This is a genomic window from Sphingobacterium paucimobilis HER1398, from assembly GCF_000416985.1.
GTDB lineage: Bacteria > Bacteroidota > Bacteroidia > Sphingobacteriales > Sphingobacteriaceae > Sphingobacterium > Sphingobacterium paucimobilis.
Genome location: NZ_ATDL01000004.1, coordinates 193580 through 210641 on the forward strand (window position 1 = coordinate 193580; position 17062 = coordinate 210641).

At 39.6% G+C, this 17062-nt stretch carries 15 protein-coding genes; 1 reads left to right on the forward strand and 14 read right to left on the reverse strand.

Translation table 11 applies throughout. From position 1 onward, the window contains the following. Positions 1 to 56: 56 nt before the first annotated feature. The 10 genes from M472_RS26415 to M472_RS26460 all read right to left on the reverse strand — a co-directional run bounded on the left by M472_RS26415 (position 57) and on the right by M472_RS26460 (position 8697). The gene (locus M472_RS26415; protein WP_021068841.1) at positions 57 to 1628 is read right to left on the reverse strand and encodes a M28 family peptidase; all 1572 of its coding nucleotides are present in this window, start codon (positions 1626 to 1628) and stop codon (positions 57 to 59) included. Between the two features lie 15 nt (positions 1629 to 1643). Beyond that, positions 1644 to 2075, reverse strand: coding sequence for a ribose 5-phosphate isomerase B (gene rpiB / locus M472_RS26420; protein WP_021068842.1), 432 nt, complete (start codon positions 2073 to 2075; stop codon positions 1644 to 1646). An 11-nt stretch (positions 2076 to 2086) separates the two neighbouring features. Then, positions 2087 to 2953 (reverse strand): twin-arginine translocase subunit TatC, encoded by an 867-nt coding sequence (gene tatC / locus M472_RS26425; protein WP_021068843.1) that lies wholly within the window; start codon positions 2951 to 2953, stop codon positions 2087 to 2089. An 81-nt stretch (positions 2954 to 3034) separates the two neighbouring features. Next, complete coding sequence (accC, locus tag M472_RS26430) at positions 3035 to 4390, reverse strand: acetyl-CoA carboxylase biotin carboxylase subunit (protein ID WP_022829257.1); 1356 nt, start codon at positions 4388 to 4390, stop codon at positions 3035 to 3037. Positions 4391 to 4533: 143 nt separating this feature from the next. Then, complete coding sequence (accB, locus tag M472_RS26435; RefSeq protein WP_021068845.1) at positions 4534 to 5019, reverse strand: acetyl-CoA carboxylase biotin carboxyl carrier protein; 486 nt, start codon at positions 5017 to 5019, stop codon at positions 4534 to 4536. A 152-nt stretch (positions 5020 to 5171) separates the two neighbouring features. Then, entirely contained in the window at positions 5172 to 6161 is a 990-nt protein-coding gene (locus M472_RS26440) for a beta-ketoacyl-ACP synthase III (RefSeq protein ID WP_021068846.1), read from the reverse strand. A 10-nt stretch (positions 6162 to 6171) separates the two neighbouring features. After that, a complete protein-coding gene (gene plsX / locus M472_RS26445) occupies positions 6172 to 7110 on the reverse strand; it encodes a phosphate acyltransferase PlsX (RefSeq protein WP_021068847.1) in 939 nt (312 codons plus the stop codon). Between the two features lie 104 nt (positions 7111 to 7214). Further along, positions 7215 to 7406 carry a 50S ribosomal protein L32 gene (gene rpmF / locus M472_RS26450; protein WP_021068848.1) on the reverse strand — a complete coding sequence of 64 codons (192 nt, stop codon included), beginning with the start codon at positions 7404 to 7406 and terminating at the stop codon, positions 7215 to 7217. A gap of 15 nt (positions 7407 to 7421) precedes the next feature. After that, on the reverse strand, positions 7422 to 7964 hold the full coding sequence (locus tag M472_RS26455) for a YceD family protein (protein ID WP_021068849.1): 543 nt from the start codon (positions 7962 to 7964) through the stop codon (positions 7422 to 7424). 70 nt (positions 7965 to 8034) lie between these two features. Further along, the gene (locus M472_RS26460) at positions 8035 to 8697 is read right to left on the reverse strand and encodes an epoxyqueuosine reductase QueH (RefSeq protein ID WP_037457970.1); all 663 of its coding nucleotides are present in this window, start codon (positions 8695 to 8697) and stop codon (positions 8035 to 8037) included. Between the two features lie 179 nt (positions 8698 to 8876). Here M472_RS26460 and M472_RS26465 point away from each other — a divergent pair, with 179 nt between their 5' ends. Further along, positions 8877 to 9992: a hypothetical protein gene (locus tag M472_RS26465; RefSeq protein WP_021068851.1), complete on the forward strand. Its 1116-nt coding sequence runs from the start codon at positions 8877 to 8879 to the stop codon at positions 9990 to 9992. Here the strand turns inward: M472_RS26465 and M472_RS26470 are convergent. From M472_RS26470 to M472_RS26485, 4 genes are all read right to left on the reverse strand, one after another. Beyond that, positions 9989 to 10837: a transglutaminase-like domain-containing protein gene (locus M472_RS26470; protein WP_021068852.1), complete on the reverse strand. Its 849-nt coding sequence runs from the start codon at positions 10835 to 10837 to the stop codon at positions 9989 to 9991. The two genes, M472_RS26465 and M472_RS26470, sit on opposite strands and share 4 nt — an antisense overlap. A gap of 44 nt (positions 10838 to 10881) precedes the next feature. Next, positions 10882 to 11547 (reverse strand): ABC transporter ATP-binding protein, encoded by a 666-nt coding sequence (locus M472_RS26475; protein ID WP_021068853.1) that lies wholly within the window; start codon positions 11545 to 11547, stop codon positions 10882 to 10884. 75 nt (positions 11548 to 11622) lie between these two features. Next, complete coding sequence (locus M472_RS26480; protein ID WP_021068854.1) at positions 11623 to 14022, reverse strand: ABC transporter permease; 2400 nt, start codon at positions 14020 to 14022, stop codon at positions 11623 to 11625. Between the two features lie 22 nt (positions 14023 to 14044). After that, on the reverse strand, positions 14045 to 16462 hold the full coding sequence (locus M472_RS26485) for an ABC transporter permease (RefSeq protein WP_021068855.1): 2418 nt from the start codon (positions 16460 to 16462) through the stop codon (positions 14045 to 14047). Positions 16463 to 17062: the final 600 nt, after the last annotated feature.

Here is a 17062-nt window from a genome sequence, read left to right on the forward strand (position 1 = left end):
GGAAAAAGTAAAGCCGTCCTGAATCAAGACGGCTTTACTTTTTGTATGAGATGTGGTTATTTTTTATTACTATCAACCACGAGTCTTTTCGATCTGTTGGCGATTTCCCAAGCAGTATAGAAAATTAATTTTTCACGTTTTACCATCATTGGGAAGTCTATTTTGTCGACAGTATCTTCTGGCGTATGATAGTGGGGATGTAGACCTGAGAAGAAAAAAGCCGAAGGAATTCCCTTCTGTGCAAAATTATAATGGTCCGAACGATAATACAGCCGCATGGGTTCATTGGGGTCATTATAGGAATAGTCTAATCCAATCTGTACAAAGTCTTTATTGGCTTTCTCCGTAACCTGTTGTAATTCTGAACTAAGTTTATCGAGCCCTATAGCATGGATGTAATTGTGATCACCATTAAGGTGCTTATCATCGATGCGGCCAATCATGTCAATATTGATACAGGCCACTGTATTTGCTAACGGGATGATAGGGTTTTCTACATAAAACTTGGATCCTAAGAGGCCTTTTTCTTCGGCAGCTAGTCCGATAAAAAGAATGCTTCTTCGCGGTCCTTTTCCTTCTTTTTTGGCTGTAGAAAAGGCTCTGGCTAATTCCAAAACAGCAACAGTTCCGGAACCGTTATCGTCTGCACCAGGAAAGAATGTCCCGTCGGGTAGTATACCATCGTGGTCATAATGCCCGCAGATGACCATAACTTCGTTTTTTAAATCAGAACCTTCTAGTAGGCCAAGTACGTTGGGATCATCGAGCTTTTCTTGATTTACTCCCATTTCAGCTTCTAAATGACTTTTTATGACCAATGGCGCTTGAATGCCGTTACTGGCAAGTTTCTTAAACGATGCTAATGAACTATTAGCCTTGGATAGGATTTGATTAGCAATCTTTTCACTGATATTAACAATAGGAATGGGTTGAGAAATCGTGCGGTTGATGGTGTTGTTGCCGAGCGAAATACGAGCGGAAGATGATCGGCCTTTCATTCTGTTGAGCATACCTGCGACGATGGGAGTAGTGGCCAAGATGAGCTTGGGCTCTAATTTGACAAGTTCCTGGATTCTTTTGAAACGACTTTTAGACCATTCGGATTCGTTACTGTTTCCTGTTAAAAGCGAGTTTCCATTGTCGTCGAATGGCTCTCCTTCGTTCAATACTAGAATAACTTTACCTTTAATGTCTGTGGACTTAAGTTCGTTGTAAGAAGGATGTTGAAGACCATAACCAACGAAAACTATTTCTTGCGAAGAGAACTTCTCGATATCATTGTCTCCCTGTACATAAAAATCTTTTCCATTCTCAAATGGAGTCTGGTCAATACTAAAATTTTTTACGACATGTTCTGTTCGTAATAAGGAGACGGGTTGAAAAAAAGAATTGCCATTAACGATCGGTTGTAAACCGTAGCTTTTGAAGTGTTCGGCAATATAATTTGCAGCTTTTCTTCCGCCTTCTTGTCCGGTACCTCTTCCTTCAAACTCTTTGCTGGCGAGTATGGTGAGGTGATTGCGAGAACTCTCTTCAGTTATAAGTTCTCCATATTTTTTTTGTACCTGAGCGAGACTGCAGCTGTACAGCGCAGGTAGGATCAATAAAATAGAAAACAGTTTTTTCATGATTTTCACGTTGATTTAACTACAAGCAATTTTATTGACACGATTGGCATGTCGTCCACCTTCGAAGTCTGTCGTTAGGAAAGTCTGTGTTATTTTTTTTGCGAGTTCTAGATCGACAAAACGGGCAGGAATACAGATAATGTTGGCATTATTATGTTGACGGGCAAGCGCTGCTATTTCATTTTGCCAGGCAATTGCAGCACGTATTCCTTGATGTTTATTGGCTGTAATAGCTACGCCATTTGCGCTTCCACAGATCAGAACACCGAGCTCATTTTTCGCATTCTCTATCGATGTAGCTACAGGGTGGGCAAAGTCAGGGTAATCTACAGAATCCGCTGTTGATGGTCCAAAGTCCTGAACTTCATGCCCCAGTTCCTTTAAGTATGCAATGATTTCTTCTTTATAATCAAATCCAGCGTGGTCGCTACCTATTGCTATTTTCATTTCTCTAATAATTAACTTTTATAAAATTCTTTCTCCTTTAATTCTTTTTCTTTCTTCACTTTCGAGGAAACCATGATGCTGATCTCATATAGTAGGAACATAGGTGCAGCTACTGTAAGCATTGTAATGACATCTGCTGATGGTGTAATTACGGCTGCTATTACGAGTATGATTACCGCTGCATATCGTCTACTTGCACGCATGAATTGTGGTGTCATGATGCCTAGTTTTGATAGGATAAAGATCAGTATAGGCAGTAGAAATACAACTCCACATCCCAATGTGAGCGTGGCTACAGTGGACAAGTAGTTGTCAATAGTGATCTGATTCGTTATCTCCGCACTTAATGAAATGTTGGCCAAGAAATTGATAGATAGAGGAACGACAATATAATATCCGAATAAAGCTCCTAATACAAATAATAGTGTAGCGTAGAAAACAAATCCGCGAGCAGATTTCTGTTCGACAACTGTAAGCGCAGGCTTAATAAATAGCCACACTTCAAAGAGAAGATAGGGGAAGCCTAATGCTACAGCCATTAATAAACAGGAGTTGATCTGCAACATAAATTGCCCAGTCAACTCGGTACTAATGATATTGAAGGGGATGCGCTGTACGCAAAAATCATCTAGGTTAAAAATATCAGCGAGCTTGCACATCATACGATATGTCCAGAAGTCAAGGTTCTTTGGACCCATGATGATCTGATTAAAAACAAAATCGTAAAATGTGAATGATAAGATAGCAAAAATAATAATGGCTATAACGGAACGAATGATGTGCCATCTAAGAACCTCCAAATGTTCGAAAAATGACATTTCGGCTTCTATATTTTTTCCTTTTTCTTTGATGGCATCAATTAGTTTTTTACTAGACATATTGGTGTTTGTATAGAAAACAAAAATACCATTCTTTAGGAGAAGAATGGTATTTTTTAATATAAAACAAAAATTTTACGTTTAATCTTCGTCTGGGTATTCTGTTAAGTCAAACGTCTCCATGAATTTTGTGGTAAAATTACCTGCTCTAAAATTTGGATCACGCATTAACCGTAGGTGCAATGGGATCGTGGTTTTAACACCTTCTATGACAAACTCACTCAATGCTCGTTCCATCGTGCTTATAGCTTCCTCTCTTGTCTGTGCGGCACAGATTAACTTAGCGATCATGGAATCATAGTTTGAAGGGATGGTGTACCCCGCATAGACATGTGTGTCTACACGTACACCGTGACCCCCTGGCGAGTGGAAGTTCGTAATCTTTCCTGGTGATGGACGGAAGTTGTTGAAAGGATCTTCTGCATTTATACGACACTCGATAGCATGCATTGTCGGCTCATAACTTTTTCCAGAAATAGGAATACCTGCTGCAACTTTGATCTGCTCTTTGATCAAGTCAAAATTAATGACCTCTTCGGTGACAGGGTGTTCTACTTGAATACGAGTATTCATTTCCATAAAGTAGAAATTACGGTGTTTGTCTACCAAAAATTCTATGGTACCAGCACCTTCATATTTAACCGCTTGCGCACCTTTAATGGCAGCTTCTCCCATTTTAGCACGTAATTCTGGTGTGATGAATGGAGAAGGGGCTTCCTCTACCAACTTTTGATGACGACGTTGAATAGAACAGTCTCTCTCCGAAAGGTGGCATACAGTACCGTATTGGTCGCCGATTACTTGTATTTCGATATGACGAGGTTCTTCTACATATTTTTCAAGATAGATGCCATCATTTCCAAATGCAGCAGCAGATTCTTGACGAGCAGAGTCCCAGCTTGGTTCAAATTCTTCATCCTTCCAGATAATACGCATACCGCGACCACCACCACCCGCAGTAGCTTTGATAATAACAGGGTAACCGATTTCTTTGGCTAATTCAATACCTGTTTTTACGTCTGGAATAAGTCCTGCTGAACCAGGTACAGTCGGCACACCCGCTTTTTTCATGGTATCTTTAGCGGAAGACTTATCACCCATTTTTTCGATCTGATCTGCAGTAGCACCAATGAATTTAATACCATATTCTGCACAGATAGCAGAGAATTTGGCATTCTCAGACAAGAAACCGTAGCCAGGGTGTATGGCATCTGCGTTCGTAAGTTCGGCAGCTGCAATGATATTGGGTATATTAAGGTAGGAGTCTTTACTCGCTGGGGGGCCGATACAGACTGCTTCATCTGCAAATCGCACGTGAAGACTGTCTCTGTCTGCTGTTGAATATACGGCTACACTCTTGATTCCCATCTCCCGACAAGTGCGGATGATACGTAATGCGATTTCGCCTCTATTTGCTATTAATATTTTTTTGAACATAGTGAATGACTTGATTAACACTTTATACGGCATATTTTGTTCCGTATAGCATATTTTTTAGAAAGAAAGGGAAACATCGACATCGTGCACAATGAATCCCATTCTCCTAAATTCAAAAAAGCTGCTCAAAAAGCAGCTAGATATTATCTTGGATCGACTAAGAATAAAGGTTGATCGTATTCGACTGGTTGAGCGTCGTTCACTAATATTTTTACAATTTTACCGGACACTTCTGACTCGATCTCGTTGAACAATTTCATTGCTTCAACAATACAAGTTACTTTTCCTGGTGCAATATCATCACCTACATTTACAAATGGAGCTTTATCTGGACCGGCAGAACGATAGAACGTCCCGATCATCGGAGATTTTACCGTAATGAAATGAGATTCATCATCAGCAGCAGGTGTCGCAACAACGGTTACAGGTGCTGCTACTGGCGCTGCAGGTGCTGGTGCACTTTGGACAGCAACAGGTGCAACAGCAGGCAAAGATGCTGTAACGTACGTTGGTTCCTGATTTGTTTTTATCGTGATCTTGAAATCTTTTTCTTCAATCGATACTTCATTCACACCTGATTTCGAAACGAATTTAATCAGATCTTGAATTTGTTTGATATCCATACTCATACTTCAGTAGGTTTTATTTTGTTTATTTAATTTTTAAAATAGCGCATAAAGATACATAAAAGTTTTTTAGGAACCAGCTATTGCTGGGTAACGAACAAGTTATGCAGTTATCAATACGCTTGAATACATTCTTTCTAGAAAAGGCTCTATTTTTAGTAGGCCCATTTTAAATATACTGAACCCCAAGTGAAACCGCCACCAAATGCAGCTAGAATCAAGTTGTCTCCTTTTTTTAGTTGGCTTTCCCACTCCCATAAACAAAGTGGTATAGTGCCGCTTGTTGTATTGCCATATTTATGGATATTCACCATGACTTTTTCTTCCGGAAGACCTGCTCGTTCAGCTGTAGCATCGATAATTCGCTTGTTAGCTTGATGCGGTACCAGCCAAGCGATATCATCAGCCGTCAGTTGATTACGGACCATGATATCATGGGCTACGTCTGCCATATTGGTTACGGCAAATTTAAAGACAGTTTTTCCTTCCTGGTAAGCATAATGTAAACCCGCTTCAACCGTCTCATGAGATGCTGGGTTTAACGAACCTCCTCCTTTAATGTTTAAAAACTGACCGCCTGAGCCATCTGTTTTTAAGATTGTATCTTGTATTCCATTACCTTCGGTGTTGGGCTCTAACAGGACTGCACCACAACCATCACCAAATAGGATGCACGTATTACGGTCTTGATAGTTTACGACTGATGACATTTTATCAGCGCCAACAACCAATACTTTTTTGTGTTTTCCAGATTCTATAAATTGCGAACCTGTAGTCAATCCGAATAAGAAACCCGAACAGGCAGCTTGTAAATCATAGCCCCACGCATTCTTTGCTCCAATTTTATCAGCCAAAATATTTGCTGTTGCAGGAAATAACATGTCTGGCGTACTGGTACAGAAAATGATCAAATCGATATCTGCAGCAGTGATTCCTCTTTTTTCAAGTAATCCTTTTACAGCTGGAACCGCTAGATCCGATGTAGCAAGCCCTTCCCCTTTTAGAATGCGACGCTCTTTGATTCCAGTACGAGAGACAATCCACTCGTCATTGGTATCAACCATTGTTTCCAGTTCCTTATTTGTCAATATATAGTCCGGAACATAACCATTTACGGCCGTAATGGCTGCATGAATTTTAGACATAATAATTATCTTAGTTAAAAGCAGATCTGATCTTGTCTATAAATTTAGACTCTATCATATCTTTGGATAGTAATAGCATGTTTTTGATAGCTTCGGGGGTAGATATACCGTGTCCTATAATGACTGGAGCATTCACTCCTAAAATAGGACTTCCGCCATATCGCTCGTAGTTGAACCTGTCAAAAAAATCATCCTTAAAGCCCTTCTTCAATGTTACGACATAAAAAGACTCGGCTAGCTTCAATACCACATTACCCGTGTATCCATCGCAAACATATACATCTGCTTGATCTGTGAAAAGATCACGCCCTTCGGCATTGCCTATGAAATTGATTTTCGGATTGGATTTTAACAGAGGATAGGTGGCTATGGTCAATATGTTCCCTTTTTCTTCTTCTTCTCCAATATTAAGGAGTCCTACTTTGGGTTTTTGAACACCATATACATGTTCGGAGTAGAGGCTGCCTAAGATGGCGAATTGATTTAGCATTTCGGGTTTACAGTCCGCATTGGCACCTACATCAAGTAGGATTCCGTACCCATTTTTAAGTTTAGGTACATTGGTCGCTATTGCGGGTCTTAATACACCAGGGATTGTTTTTACACTAAACATAGCGCCTACGAGCATAGCGCCTGTATTTCCGGCAGATGAGAAAGAATCTATCTCTCCGTTTTTTAACAGCTCAAAGCCCTTCGCTACGCTCGAGTTTGGCTTCTGTGTGATAGCTTTGGTGGGGTGTTCATGCATCGAAATGTTCTCGGGCGCATGAATATAATCAAATAGTGAAGGATCTATTCCTGCTTCAATTATTTGTTTTCTACTATCTTCTTCATTTCCGATCAACACTATACGTTGATCATTTTTAAGAACTTTTTGGGCTTCTATAGCACCAAGAATTGTGGAATTTGGAGCATAATCTCCTCCTAAGACGTCTAATCCGATCTTCATCCGTTATTATTTTTCTAAATCAATAATACGCAAAAAACATCCCAAATTAAAGCAAAATGTTAAATAACTAAGCTTTTTTTGGGATGTTTTTCAAAAGATATTTTTTAGACAGCGGCTGTGTTCTCGATAATCAATTTACCGTTGTAGTATAAATTGCCATCTACTTCGTATGCTTTGTGTGGTACGTGTACAGCACCAGTTTCTTTACATACAGTCAATGTAGGTCTTTCAGCCTTATAATGTGTTCTTCTTTTGTCTCTTCTCGATTTCGAAGTTTTACGTTTTGGATGTGCCATCTCGTATTATGTTTTTTAATTGTTTTTAATATTCTTTAATGCTGCCCAACGTGGGTCTATACTTTCACTCTCTGTTGTTGACTGTTCTTCTGCATCCACTGTGCCGCTTATCTTTGCCAGCATTTCAGGATCACAGGATATGTTTTCACCTTGCTCGCTACATTTTGCATAGTAAGGGACTTGTACATTGATGTATTCGTATAGCAAATTCGCAATGTCCAGTTCATGGTCTGTCTTGTTCAAGACGATGACCTCTTCTGTCTCGTTGTCCCATTCTTCATTTATAAACTTTACGATTACTCGTTCCGTAAAATGAAGCGGAGACTCGAATTCCGTTAGACATACATCACACTGTAGAAAAATCCTGCCCTGTATGTCAAAATTGACAATCAGCATGGTCTCTTGCTTTTGTAATGAAACTTTAGCAAGAAGTTTTCCTTTTTTTACTAATGAATGCTCAAAGCAGTCAAAGAACTTGTCATCAATCTCAAAATCAAAATCATGTATCCCCGCCGCAAGTCCTGAAAAAGGTATTCTATATTGTTTTAGATACTTCACAATCCTGTATTTGAGCCTGCAAAATTAATGTTTTAAAATCAAGGATGCAATTAATTTTCGAAAATATTTTTTATTCCTCGTCTCCGTAATATTTAATGCCTAATTCTATTTTGTCCCGGCCATTGGCCATGCGCCATTTGTTCGTGTCACGGAGCGAGTAGGCGCAACCACAATATTCTTGCATATAGAATTTTTCACGTTTGCTGATTTCGAGCATACGAGCCGATCCACCTTTTTTGCGCCAGTTGAGTGTCCAATATTCCATTTCCGGGTGTCGTGAAGCTGCACGAACTCCACAATCGTTGATCTGCTCCATGTTTTTCCAGCGAGAGATCCCCAATGAACTCGATATCACATCAAAACCATGTGCAGCAGCGTACTCCGCTGTTTTTTCGAAACGCATATCAAAACACATCGTGCATCGTATTCCTTTCTCTGGTTCGTTTTCCATGCCCTTGGCGAGATCAAACCAATGGTCAACATCGTAGTCTGCATCAATGAATGGTATGTTGTGCTTCTCTGCAAAGCGGATATTTTCCTCTTTGCGTATGTCATATTCTTTCCTTGGATGTATATTGGGGTTGTAAAAATAAATGGTAAAGTCAATGTCCGACGCGATGAGCGCTTCCATCACTTCTCCAGCACAGGGAGCACAGCATGAATGCAGTAATAGCCTTTTTCCACTCTTGGGCAGGCTTAATTTTTCCCTTACTAATTTGTTGTTGCTATCCATTTTCATCTCCTTCCAAAGTGCAATTTTACGGAAAACTCTCTACATTAGAAAGTTTAATTGCAGATGTGGCAATTTGGGGTGTTTATTCGTTGTTATGTTATAAAGTGTGAATTTTGCGCTAGGCATGCATGAATACAAAGCATTTTATATAAGTTTGCATATAAGAATCAAGACATAGTATGAAGAACTTTCTCTTTAGTATAATAGCAGGATGTATACTGATTTCTGTAGGTAGTTGTAAACGGGATGATGATGAGCCCGAACGTGAACGTAAACCTATCTCTAGGTTGTATGTATCGACCTCTGATTATTCAGCGGGATCTGCATCTGCCTCTATTTTTAATGTTTGGCCAGTTGACAATGTAGATGCTGATGAATTGCCTAAGCGAGAAGACTTTCGACCGTTTACCTCTGCCGCAAAAGGAGGGAGGATGATTCACTATAGCCCTTTTAAAGGAGGGAGGGTTTTTCAGGGGAGTATGAACCCCGCATCCGATCTGGATACAGCAGTACATGTCATGGGAATCAGCAAGACAGGAGTGCTTGATAACAAGACTAGCGCGACTAATCGGATATATGATAAAGTAAGAGGGTTATATTATACCGTTGTAAATGATGGTAAATTGTCTGAGGATTATCTTTTGTTTGCAAATGCTTCCGATACAACGAATGGCAATCCAGTGCCTAATTATACCTTATTTGCTGTCAAAGGGCCTGGGACTACAGGCCGGTTTTCACGACCTCGTTATCGAATGAAGCTTAACCACAACCCTTGGGCGGTACTTGCCATTGGGCAAGATTTGTTGATTTCTAAAGCAGAAGAGAATGACGGAGCTATAATCGTTTATAAAGGTTTTATTAATAGGTTGTTACAGAATGGTGATTCGATTATGAAGGAGTCAGATAACTATCTGTTGAAGATTCAAGGGGCTAATAATATAAGAGGAATAAGTTATTCGAAGTCGGCAGATATCCTAATGGCTACAGATTATAGTGTATCTTCGGGGTCAGGTCAAAATGCTGGTCGGATCTTGATCTTTGAGAAATTCTCCCAATATAAGGCAGCTCAAGATATTGTGCCGACTCGTATAGTCGAAGGAGATCAAACAAAGCTGAGAGAACCTACAGATGTAGCCATAGACGGAAAAGAAGGTGGAAAATACTTCTTCGTGGCTGATCCAGCGGCGAAACGTGTGTTCCGTTTCTTGATCAGTGCAGATGGGAATGTTGCGCCTAAAGATGAGTTGAATTTCGATAATAGACCTCCGCAATCCATATCCTTAGATTCTCGCTAGTTAAAATCATTCAAGAGATTTAATAAGGAAGATATTTCTTCCTTTTTTTGCATATTGCCCAGGTTGTCATAAGCTGTTGTTAAGTTTCTTAATACACGCTTAATAATAGCTACGTTAGAGCAGGGTAACGTAAATTCTTCTTTTGGCGGCAGGTTGAGTTGCTTTAAGAAAGAATAAATGTCATCGTGTTTCATCACCTGTCCACGGTTGAAAACATTGATATAGAATAGGGGGCTCTCATGCTCTTCTTCAATATAGGCAACCACAAAATGTTTTGGCAGATTGATGCCATAGATAGGAATATCAAGTTTTTGAGCGACAATACTGTAGATACAGGCGAGGGAAATTGGATTTCCTTTTTTTGTTTCCAGTACTTTATGTAAAAACGAGTTCTGAGGGTCATGATAATTTGTGGTATTTCCTGAAAGGCCAAACTCTCTGAAAATAATATTATTCAGGAGTTTTACCTTTTCTAACGGACTCATATCATACATCAGCTGAAACCATGCGTTCCGTCGCAATTCAGCTAATTGATATTGAACGATATTTTCATCCAAGTTGGGGTATTGGTATCGATTGACTATCAAGAGTCCTTCCAAAAGATCCTCGTTATTCTGGAGAGCCCAAAGTTGAAGATCATTTTGAACCTGCTCAAACTGGATTTTATGGATAATGTTCTCAATGCGGGTCTGGGACAAAGGGTCAAAAGAAGACTCCCAACTCGCCTCGAGTTGGGGAACAACTTCAGGTCCATATATAATCAATTGCTGCTCGACCTGATTGAAAATCTCCACGTCGGGATCATCCAACAATGAAATAAGTGCTTTCAATTCCGCTTCCTTCATGTACCAATTTACAAAAAAGAAAGTTCTTGCGCAATATTTGGTTGTTATATGTCTTTTAATTGACCATCCAGCAGATTGACGATGCGATGGCCATATTCTGCATTTTTCTCGGAATGGGTTACCTGTATGATGGTGACACCTTCGTCATTTAGTTGTTTGAATAACTCCATAATGTCCTCGCCTTGCTTGGTGTTGAGGTTGCCCGTAGGTTCATCTGCGAGTAAAAGCTTAGGTGAGCCGGCCAAAGCTCTAGCGATACCTACTACCTGCTGCTGTCCACCGGAGAGCTGAGAAGGGAAAAGGTTCTTTTTACCTACGATACCGAAACGGTCCAGCATATCAGCAACGATTGCTTTACGTTCTTTGCTGGATAGATTTTTATAGATAAGTGGTGTCTCTATATTTTCGTAAACGGTAAGTTCGTCAATGAGATGATAGGATTGAAAAACATATCCCATATGAGATTGGAATAGAGCAGCTCTTTTTTTCGCCTTAAGGGCTAGGACATCTTCATCCATAAAGTAGTATTTCCCTTCATTGGGTTCATCAAGTAAACCAATAACATTAAGTAATGTCGATTTACCCGATCCAGAGGGGCCCATGATGGATACAAAATCCCCTTGCTCTATATGTAGGTTAATATCTTTTAGTACGAAAGATCGAGTACCACCTACGTTATACCATTTAAATATATTTTCTAGTTTTATCATTTTTAGTTTTTAGTAATCAGTAGTCAATAATCAGTTTTCAGTGCGTTTAGTGTCTCTTAGCTAAATAGTTCTTTTTTACTCATCTCTCAAAGACTTTATAGGATTCGTTCGTGCTGTCTTCAGCGATTGGAAGCCTACTATTATTGATAATATAGTAGCAATGGTCCCTATCCCTATCACAAATATCCAAGGGGAAAGCTGTGTTTTATAAGCAAAGTTATTTAGCCAATCATTCATAAGCAGGTAAGCTATGGGTATTCCGACTATACTGGCTAATGTCAACATATAAATATACGGTTTATGGAGATGTAAAAGTATGTCTTTGGTCGATGCTCCTAGAACCTTTCGGATAGAAATCTCTTTATTTCGAACGACAACATCATAGGCCGACACACTAAATAGTCCTAGCATGGCTATGAATAAGGAAAGTATAGTATATCCATTTAAGAGTATTTCCATCTGTTCTTGTTTCGCATAAAGCTGGGCGTAGGTGGTATCTAAAAATTCATAATCCAGTGGTAGAGATTCCGCGGAAGGGTTTTTAACCCATTCCTCTTTTACGGCCTCTATGGCTTGTTTTACGTTGCCGGCTTTAGCTTTTACAATCATGGAAGTCTTAAATCGGCCAGGTCCACACTCATCTCCATAGGAGTAGATTGTAGGGACTACTTTGTTTTCAAACCCATAAGTCTTTACATCTTTTACGATAGCTGTGACTGAGAAGTCGGTCTCACACCCCGTTATTTTTATTCCATTGGGAGATACAATCCCTAGTTCTTTTGCTGCGGTCTGGTTGATTACTGCATAGTGTGCAGTGCTGTCCTTCAGTAGTTGTTCTAAGGATACTTGTGAAGTACCTGCTATACTTTCGATATTTAATGTGTTGAAATAGCCTAAGTCTACTCCTATATGGTCCAACTCTATAGGCCGATTTTGATAGTTGAATTGTTTTTTAGGAGGGACATCTGCTCCTCCTGGTAGATTTGTCGCTGACGAGGCGGAGATTATATTGAGGTTTTGTTGTATGCGTCTTTTGAAATCATAAAAGGTGCCATCGGGCTTTGCATCATAATACATGCCGACTCCCTTGAAGCTGATAACTTGCTCTGCGTTGAATCCCTTATCTGTTTTTTTGATAAATTGCATCTGCTGGTACACTAGCATAGAGCCACACAGAAATATAAGGGCAATAAAAAATTGAAAGGTTAGCAGCGAATTCCGTAAAATAGATCGATTGGGGTGGGCCTGTAATTTGTCTTTGATCGTAGTGCTGGTTTTATAACTGGCTAAGTTCAGTGATGGGTAGAGTCCTGCGATGACTGTGGTGATAACGACTGCAAGAGATAGCTGTAGTAGTGTCACTGGATGAAATAAATAGTTTATTAAATCGTCATTTAAAAAGGTCTGTAGGATATTTTCGCAAAGGGCTATGATAAACAAAGCAAGTAGAGCCGCAGCTAAACATTGTACAAATACCTCAGCTAGTAACTGAACTGTGATGGATCCGGTGGAACTTCCGAACGTCTTTTTTATGCTCATTTCCTTAGTCCTGCTTTGCGCTTGAGCCAAAGTGAGATTGGTAAAATTAATAGCCGATAGTGTCAGTGTTAAGAGAGAGAGTATACCCAATATCCATATGGTTAGGTAGGCTCCATTTGAACCGTTTTTGGGACGAAGATGAAGATGGGATAGGGGATCGAGATAGACTTCACCATTGGCGAAACTAGAGTGTTTAGTCCAGGATAATTGAGTAACCTGATCGTGGTAGATTTGATTTATCTTTTCGGTCAGTTGAGGGATTTTAGTTTCTGGAGAGACCTGAATATAAGTATGGTAGTTGTATGGGTTTCCATGCTGTTCACCTTCTATTTCTTTGATGAGTAGCAAGTCATAATTTATAATGGAGAGATTCCGTACTTTGGATATGCCGTAGATGTTTTCTGTCACGCCTAAAGCTTTACTGAAGGCAGCCACCTGCTTCGGTGTAGAAAAATCGATATTATCCTTGCCAAATAGCTGTCTACCTAGCTCTTTACTCACCAAGGAGGCTTCTTTTTGTTGAGAAGACCTGTACAAAGGCCCCGTCTCTGCTTCTATTTGGAATATCTTAGCCGCGCTGGAATCCATGAGCAGTGTTTTTCGAACGTTAACCGTCTCTTTGCCAAATATAGGGTAGTTACTGTAGCTATAATCGAGTACTAGCCCTACCTCTTTTATTTCGGGTAGTTGTTGCCGTATCGCTTTGGCAAGCGGAGATGGAGTTTGAGCAACATGTTCGCCTTCGTGTGTCAATCCTACCCGATAGATGTTTTCGTAGTTAGGATTCCATCGGTCGTAGTTTTTCTCTCTATTTATATATTGATAAGCTAAAATGAATGCAGCGAATCCTAATGCCAGTCCAACAATATTTAAGGAAGTAAACAGTTTGTTGTTCCATAAAGTCCGATATAAAAAAATAAAAAAGTACTTGCTCATGTTGGGTTATAATTGATCGTGATTATTCATCTTTAAGTGCATTTACTGGATTCGTACTCGCCGCTTTTATAGTATGCATTCCTATCGTAATAGCTGCTAGAGCTAGTACGGCGAGTGCGCAGAAAAACAAGATTCCAAAGTGAAAATTAAAACGATAAGAGAAGCTGCTAAGCCATTCTTGAGAAAGATACCAAGCTATAGGTAGACCGATGAGTAATGCGATCAGGACAATCTGTAGAAAATCTTTCGACAATAAGATCACCAGTTTCCATATCGAACTACCCAGTACCTTGCGGATGCCGATTTCCTTGACACGTGCACTGATAGCAACCAATGTAGCCGCAAAGAGTCCCATACAGGCAATAATAACAGCAATAACTCCTCCTACACTTATTATCTTCATCATTTGTTGCTCCTGTTCATACATCCGGTCTGTATTCTCGTCAAGATACGAAGCATTGTTTTTATAGTCGGTATCAATGGTTTTCCAGATACTTTCGACCTCTTGCAGGGACTGTACCAAGTTGCCTGATTTTATACGTACCAGTATATATTTGATGTTAAACCCTAGATCCGGATCCATAAATAGGGAAAGAGGTTCTATTCTTTGTTTCAGGTCTTTGAAATTGTAATCTTTTGCAACACCGATTACCGTCATTTGCTTATCAAATAAAGGTAATGGCTTATTTAATACATGCTCTATGCCTCCGAGCTGTGTCGCCATCTGCTCATTAATGACCAGTGCTGTGGAGTCTGTCGGTCGATCTGCTGAGAAGCTGCGGCCAGCGACCAAGGGTATCTCTAAGGTGCTGAAATAATCAATATCTACACGTTGCCAGTTGGTGCTATATCCCTTGCCTTGATAATCAAATCCCAATTGCGAGGTAGACTGATTGCCATCACGTCCCAATCCCAAATTAATGTCTGACCCCGTCACGCTCATAATAAATGGATTACCCAAGGAAGCCTGTCGCATTCTATGTAAAGCCTGATTTCCATCTAATTTTGGGCCGATTGGAATACTGATGACTTCCTGTTTCTCGAAACCCAAAGGGAGATGCTTTATATGATTGATCTGTAAGACGACAACGACACTGCATACAACTAGGATGATGGCTATCGTAAATTGAATCAGTGGTAATATGCGTTGTATATTCCAACGGTTATGTATACCCGAGTTGCCTTTTACTAAGGATAAGATATTTTCTCTGGTAATACGTAATGCTGGATAACCACCTGCGACGATACTGATTGTCAAAAAAGAAAATAGGGTTATAAGGACATGCTTCCAGGTAAATAGGTCAAAGATTGCCAATCGATAATGGGTATTGCTGTTATAGAAAGGGATCAAAGACCAAGCTAACAATAGACCGAGTCCAAGCGATAGTAAGCAACAAATCAGTGTCTCTAACCACAGCTGCGCACTAATATGTAATATACTGCCTCCCAGGGTCTTTCTAATGGCAACTTCTTGACTACGGGATACAAAGCTGACCAGTTGTATATTGATAAAATTGCTGACCGATATAATAAGGATCAACAGTGCTAATCCCAGCAGTAGCTTCGGAAGTAGGGGGCTATTAGGATTTCCTATCTGTAGGTCATTGAGATGATAGTTTTTGAAAGGAATTAAGGAGAGAGCAAGATAACTGCCATCTTTGTTAGGACTTGTGCCGTCGCGCTTAAGCTTTGCTATATCGTCAGCAAAGTATTTGGTCGTGAAGGATTTTGCGGCAACAGCGAACGACTGGGCATCGATGCTTGGTGTTTGACTAAGTACAAATACATCATGGTTTTTGTTAGACCAGCTGTTTTTATCAAAAGTATTTGGGAATTTTTCAAACCTTAGTAAGGATTTGAATGACAGACTGGAATTTCGAGGGGGATCTTTTAAGATCGCAGAAATTTGCATGTTCTGCCATTGGCCATTTATATTGACTTCAATCTGGCAACCGATAATACTTTTATCTGTATTTCCAAAAAGATTCTCGGCAGTAGATTGTGTAAGGACAATATTATCAAGATCATCTAGGGCATGATTATTTCCGATCTGAAATTCGAAATCAAATATGGAAAAGAAGTCTGGATCGACATAACGTGTTCCTATATTTATTTCTTTTTGATCTGTTTTCAGAACTAATCCTCCGTTGCCCCAACGTGTCGCTTTTTCGACATAAGGGAGTTCCTCTTTTAAGGTAGATGCTAAGGGGAGAGGCATAGTGCTGGCCGCATGATTTTGGTGGTCTTCTTGAGATTGAAAATAGAGTGCGCCGATACGGTCAATGTGGTTATGAAAATGATCAAAAGATAATTCGAAGCTGGCTGATAGGAAAAGGATTATTCCGATCGCAAAGGCAAGTGTAAGACTTCCTATCTGTATGAAGGTTTGTAGTTTTCGCTTTCGAATATTTCTCCAGGTACTAAAAATAGCTTGTTTCATTGCAACATTATGTTTATTTGAACCGTTTGATGATTCTTTCAAATTGTAGGCCGTTTTAATAACTGTTTGATTGTTAGTTTTATGCTGTTTTTGGGTAGTGTTTTATTGTCCGCTTTCGAACAGTAGCTGTACATTTATGGACAATAATGTTTTTTGAGAATAATTAGAACTTACATCACCACATGCAACTATTTTTTTTCTTAGGTATTTAGAGAGTCTGTCCAACATCATACAAATCGTTAACTAGTGACAGTAATGGGGTTGGTTATTTATAAGTTCTATCTTGATTATATAACAACTGAGAGTAACTACTATTTTAAGAGAGGGATTACTGAGTCTTTCTAGTGTTTTACCTCTATGAACCCTCTATAAATCCTCTATTATACCTCTATGATATCACTATAAATATATAAGCCATAAAGAGTCTGTTTAGAACTTGTCATAAATGAGTTAAAAACGTTTTGGACATAAATTAGTAATCAAATTTTGTGAGTTCTGACTGGGGAACAAGATCGGAATGTAATGATGTTGTTTCAACAACTAAGTGTTTCTTTATATAGTTCGAGCAAGCGTTTGAGTGGATTCTCCTGTGACTAGAGA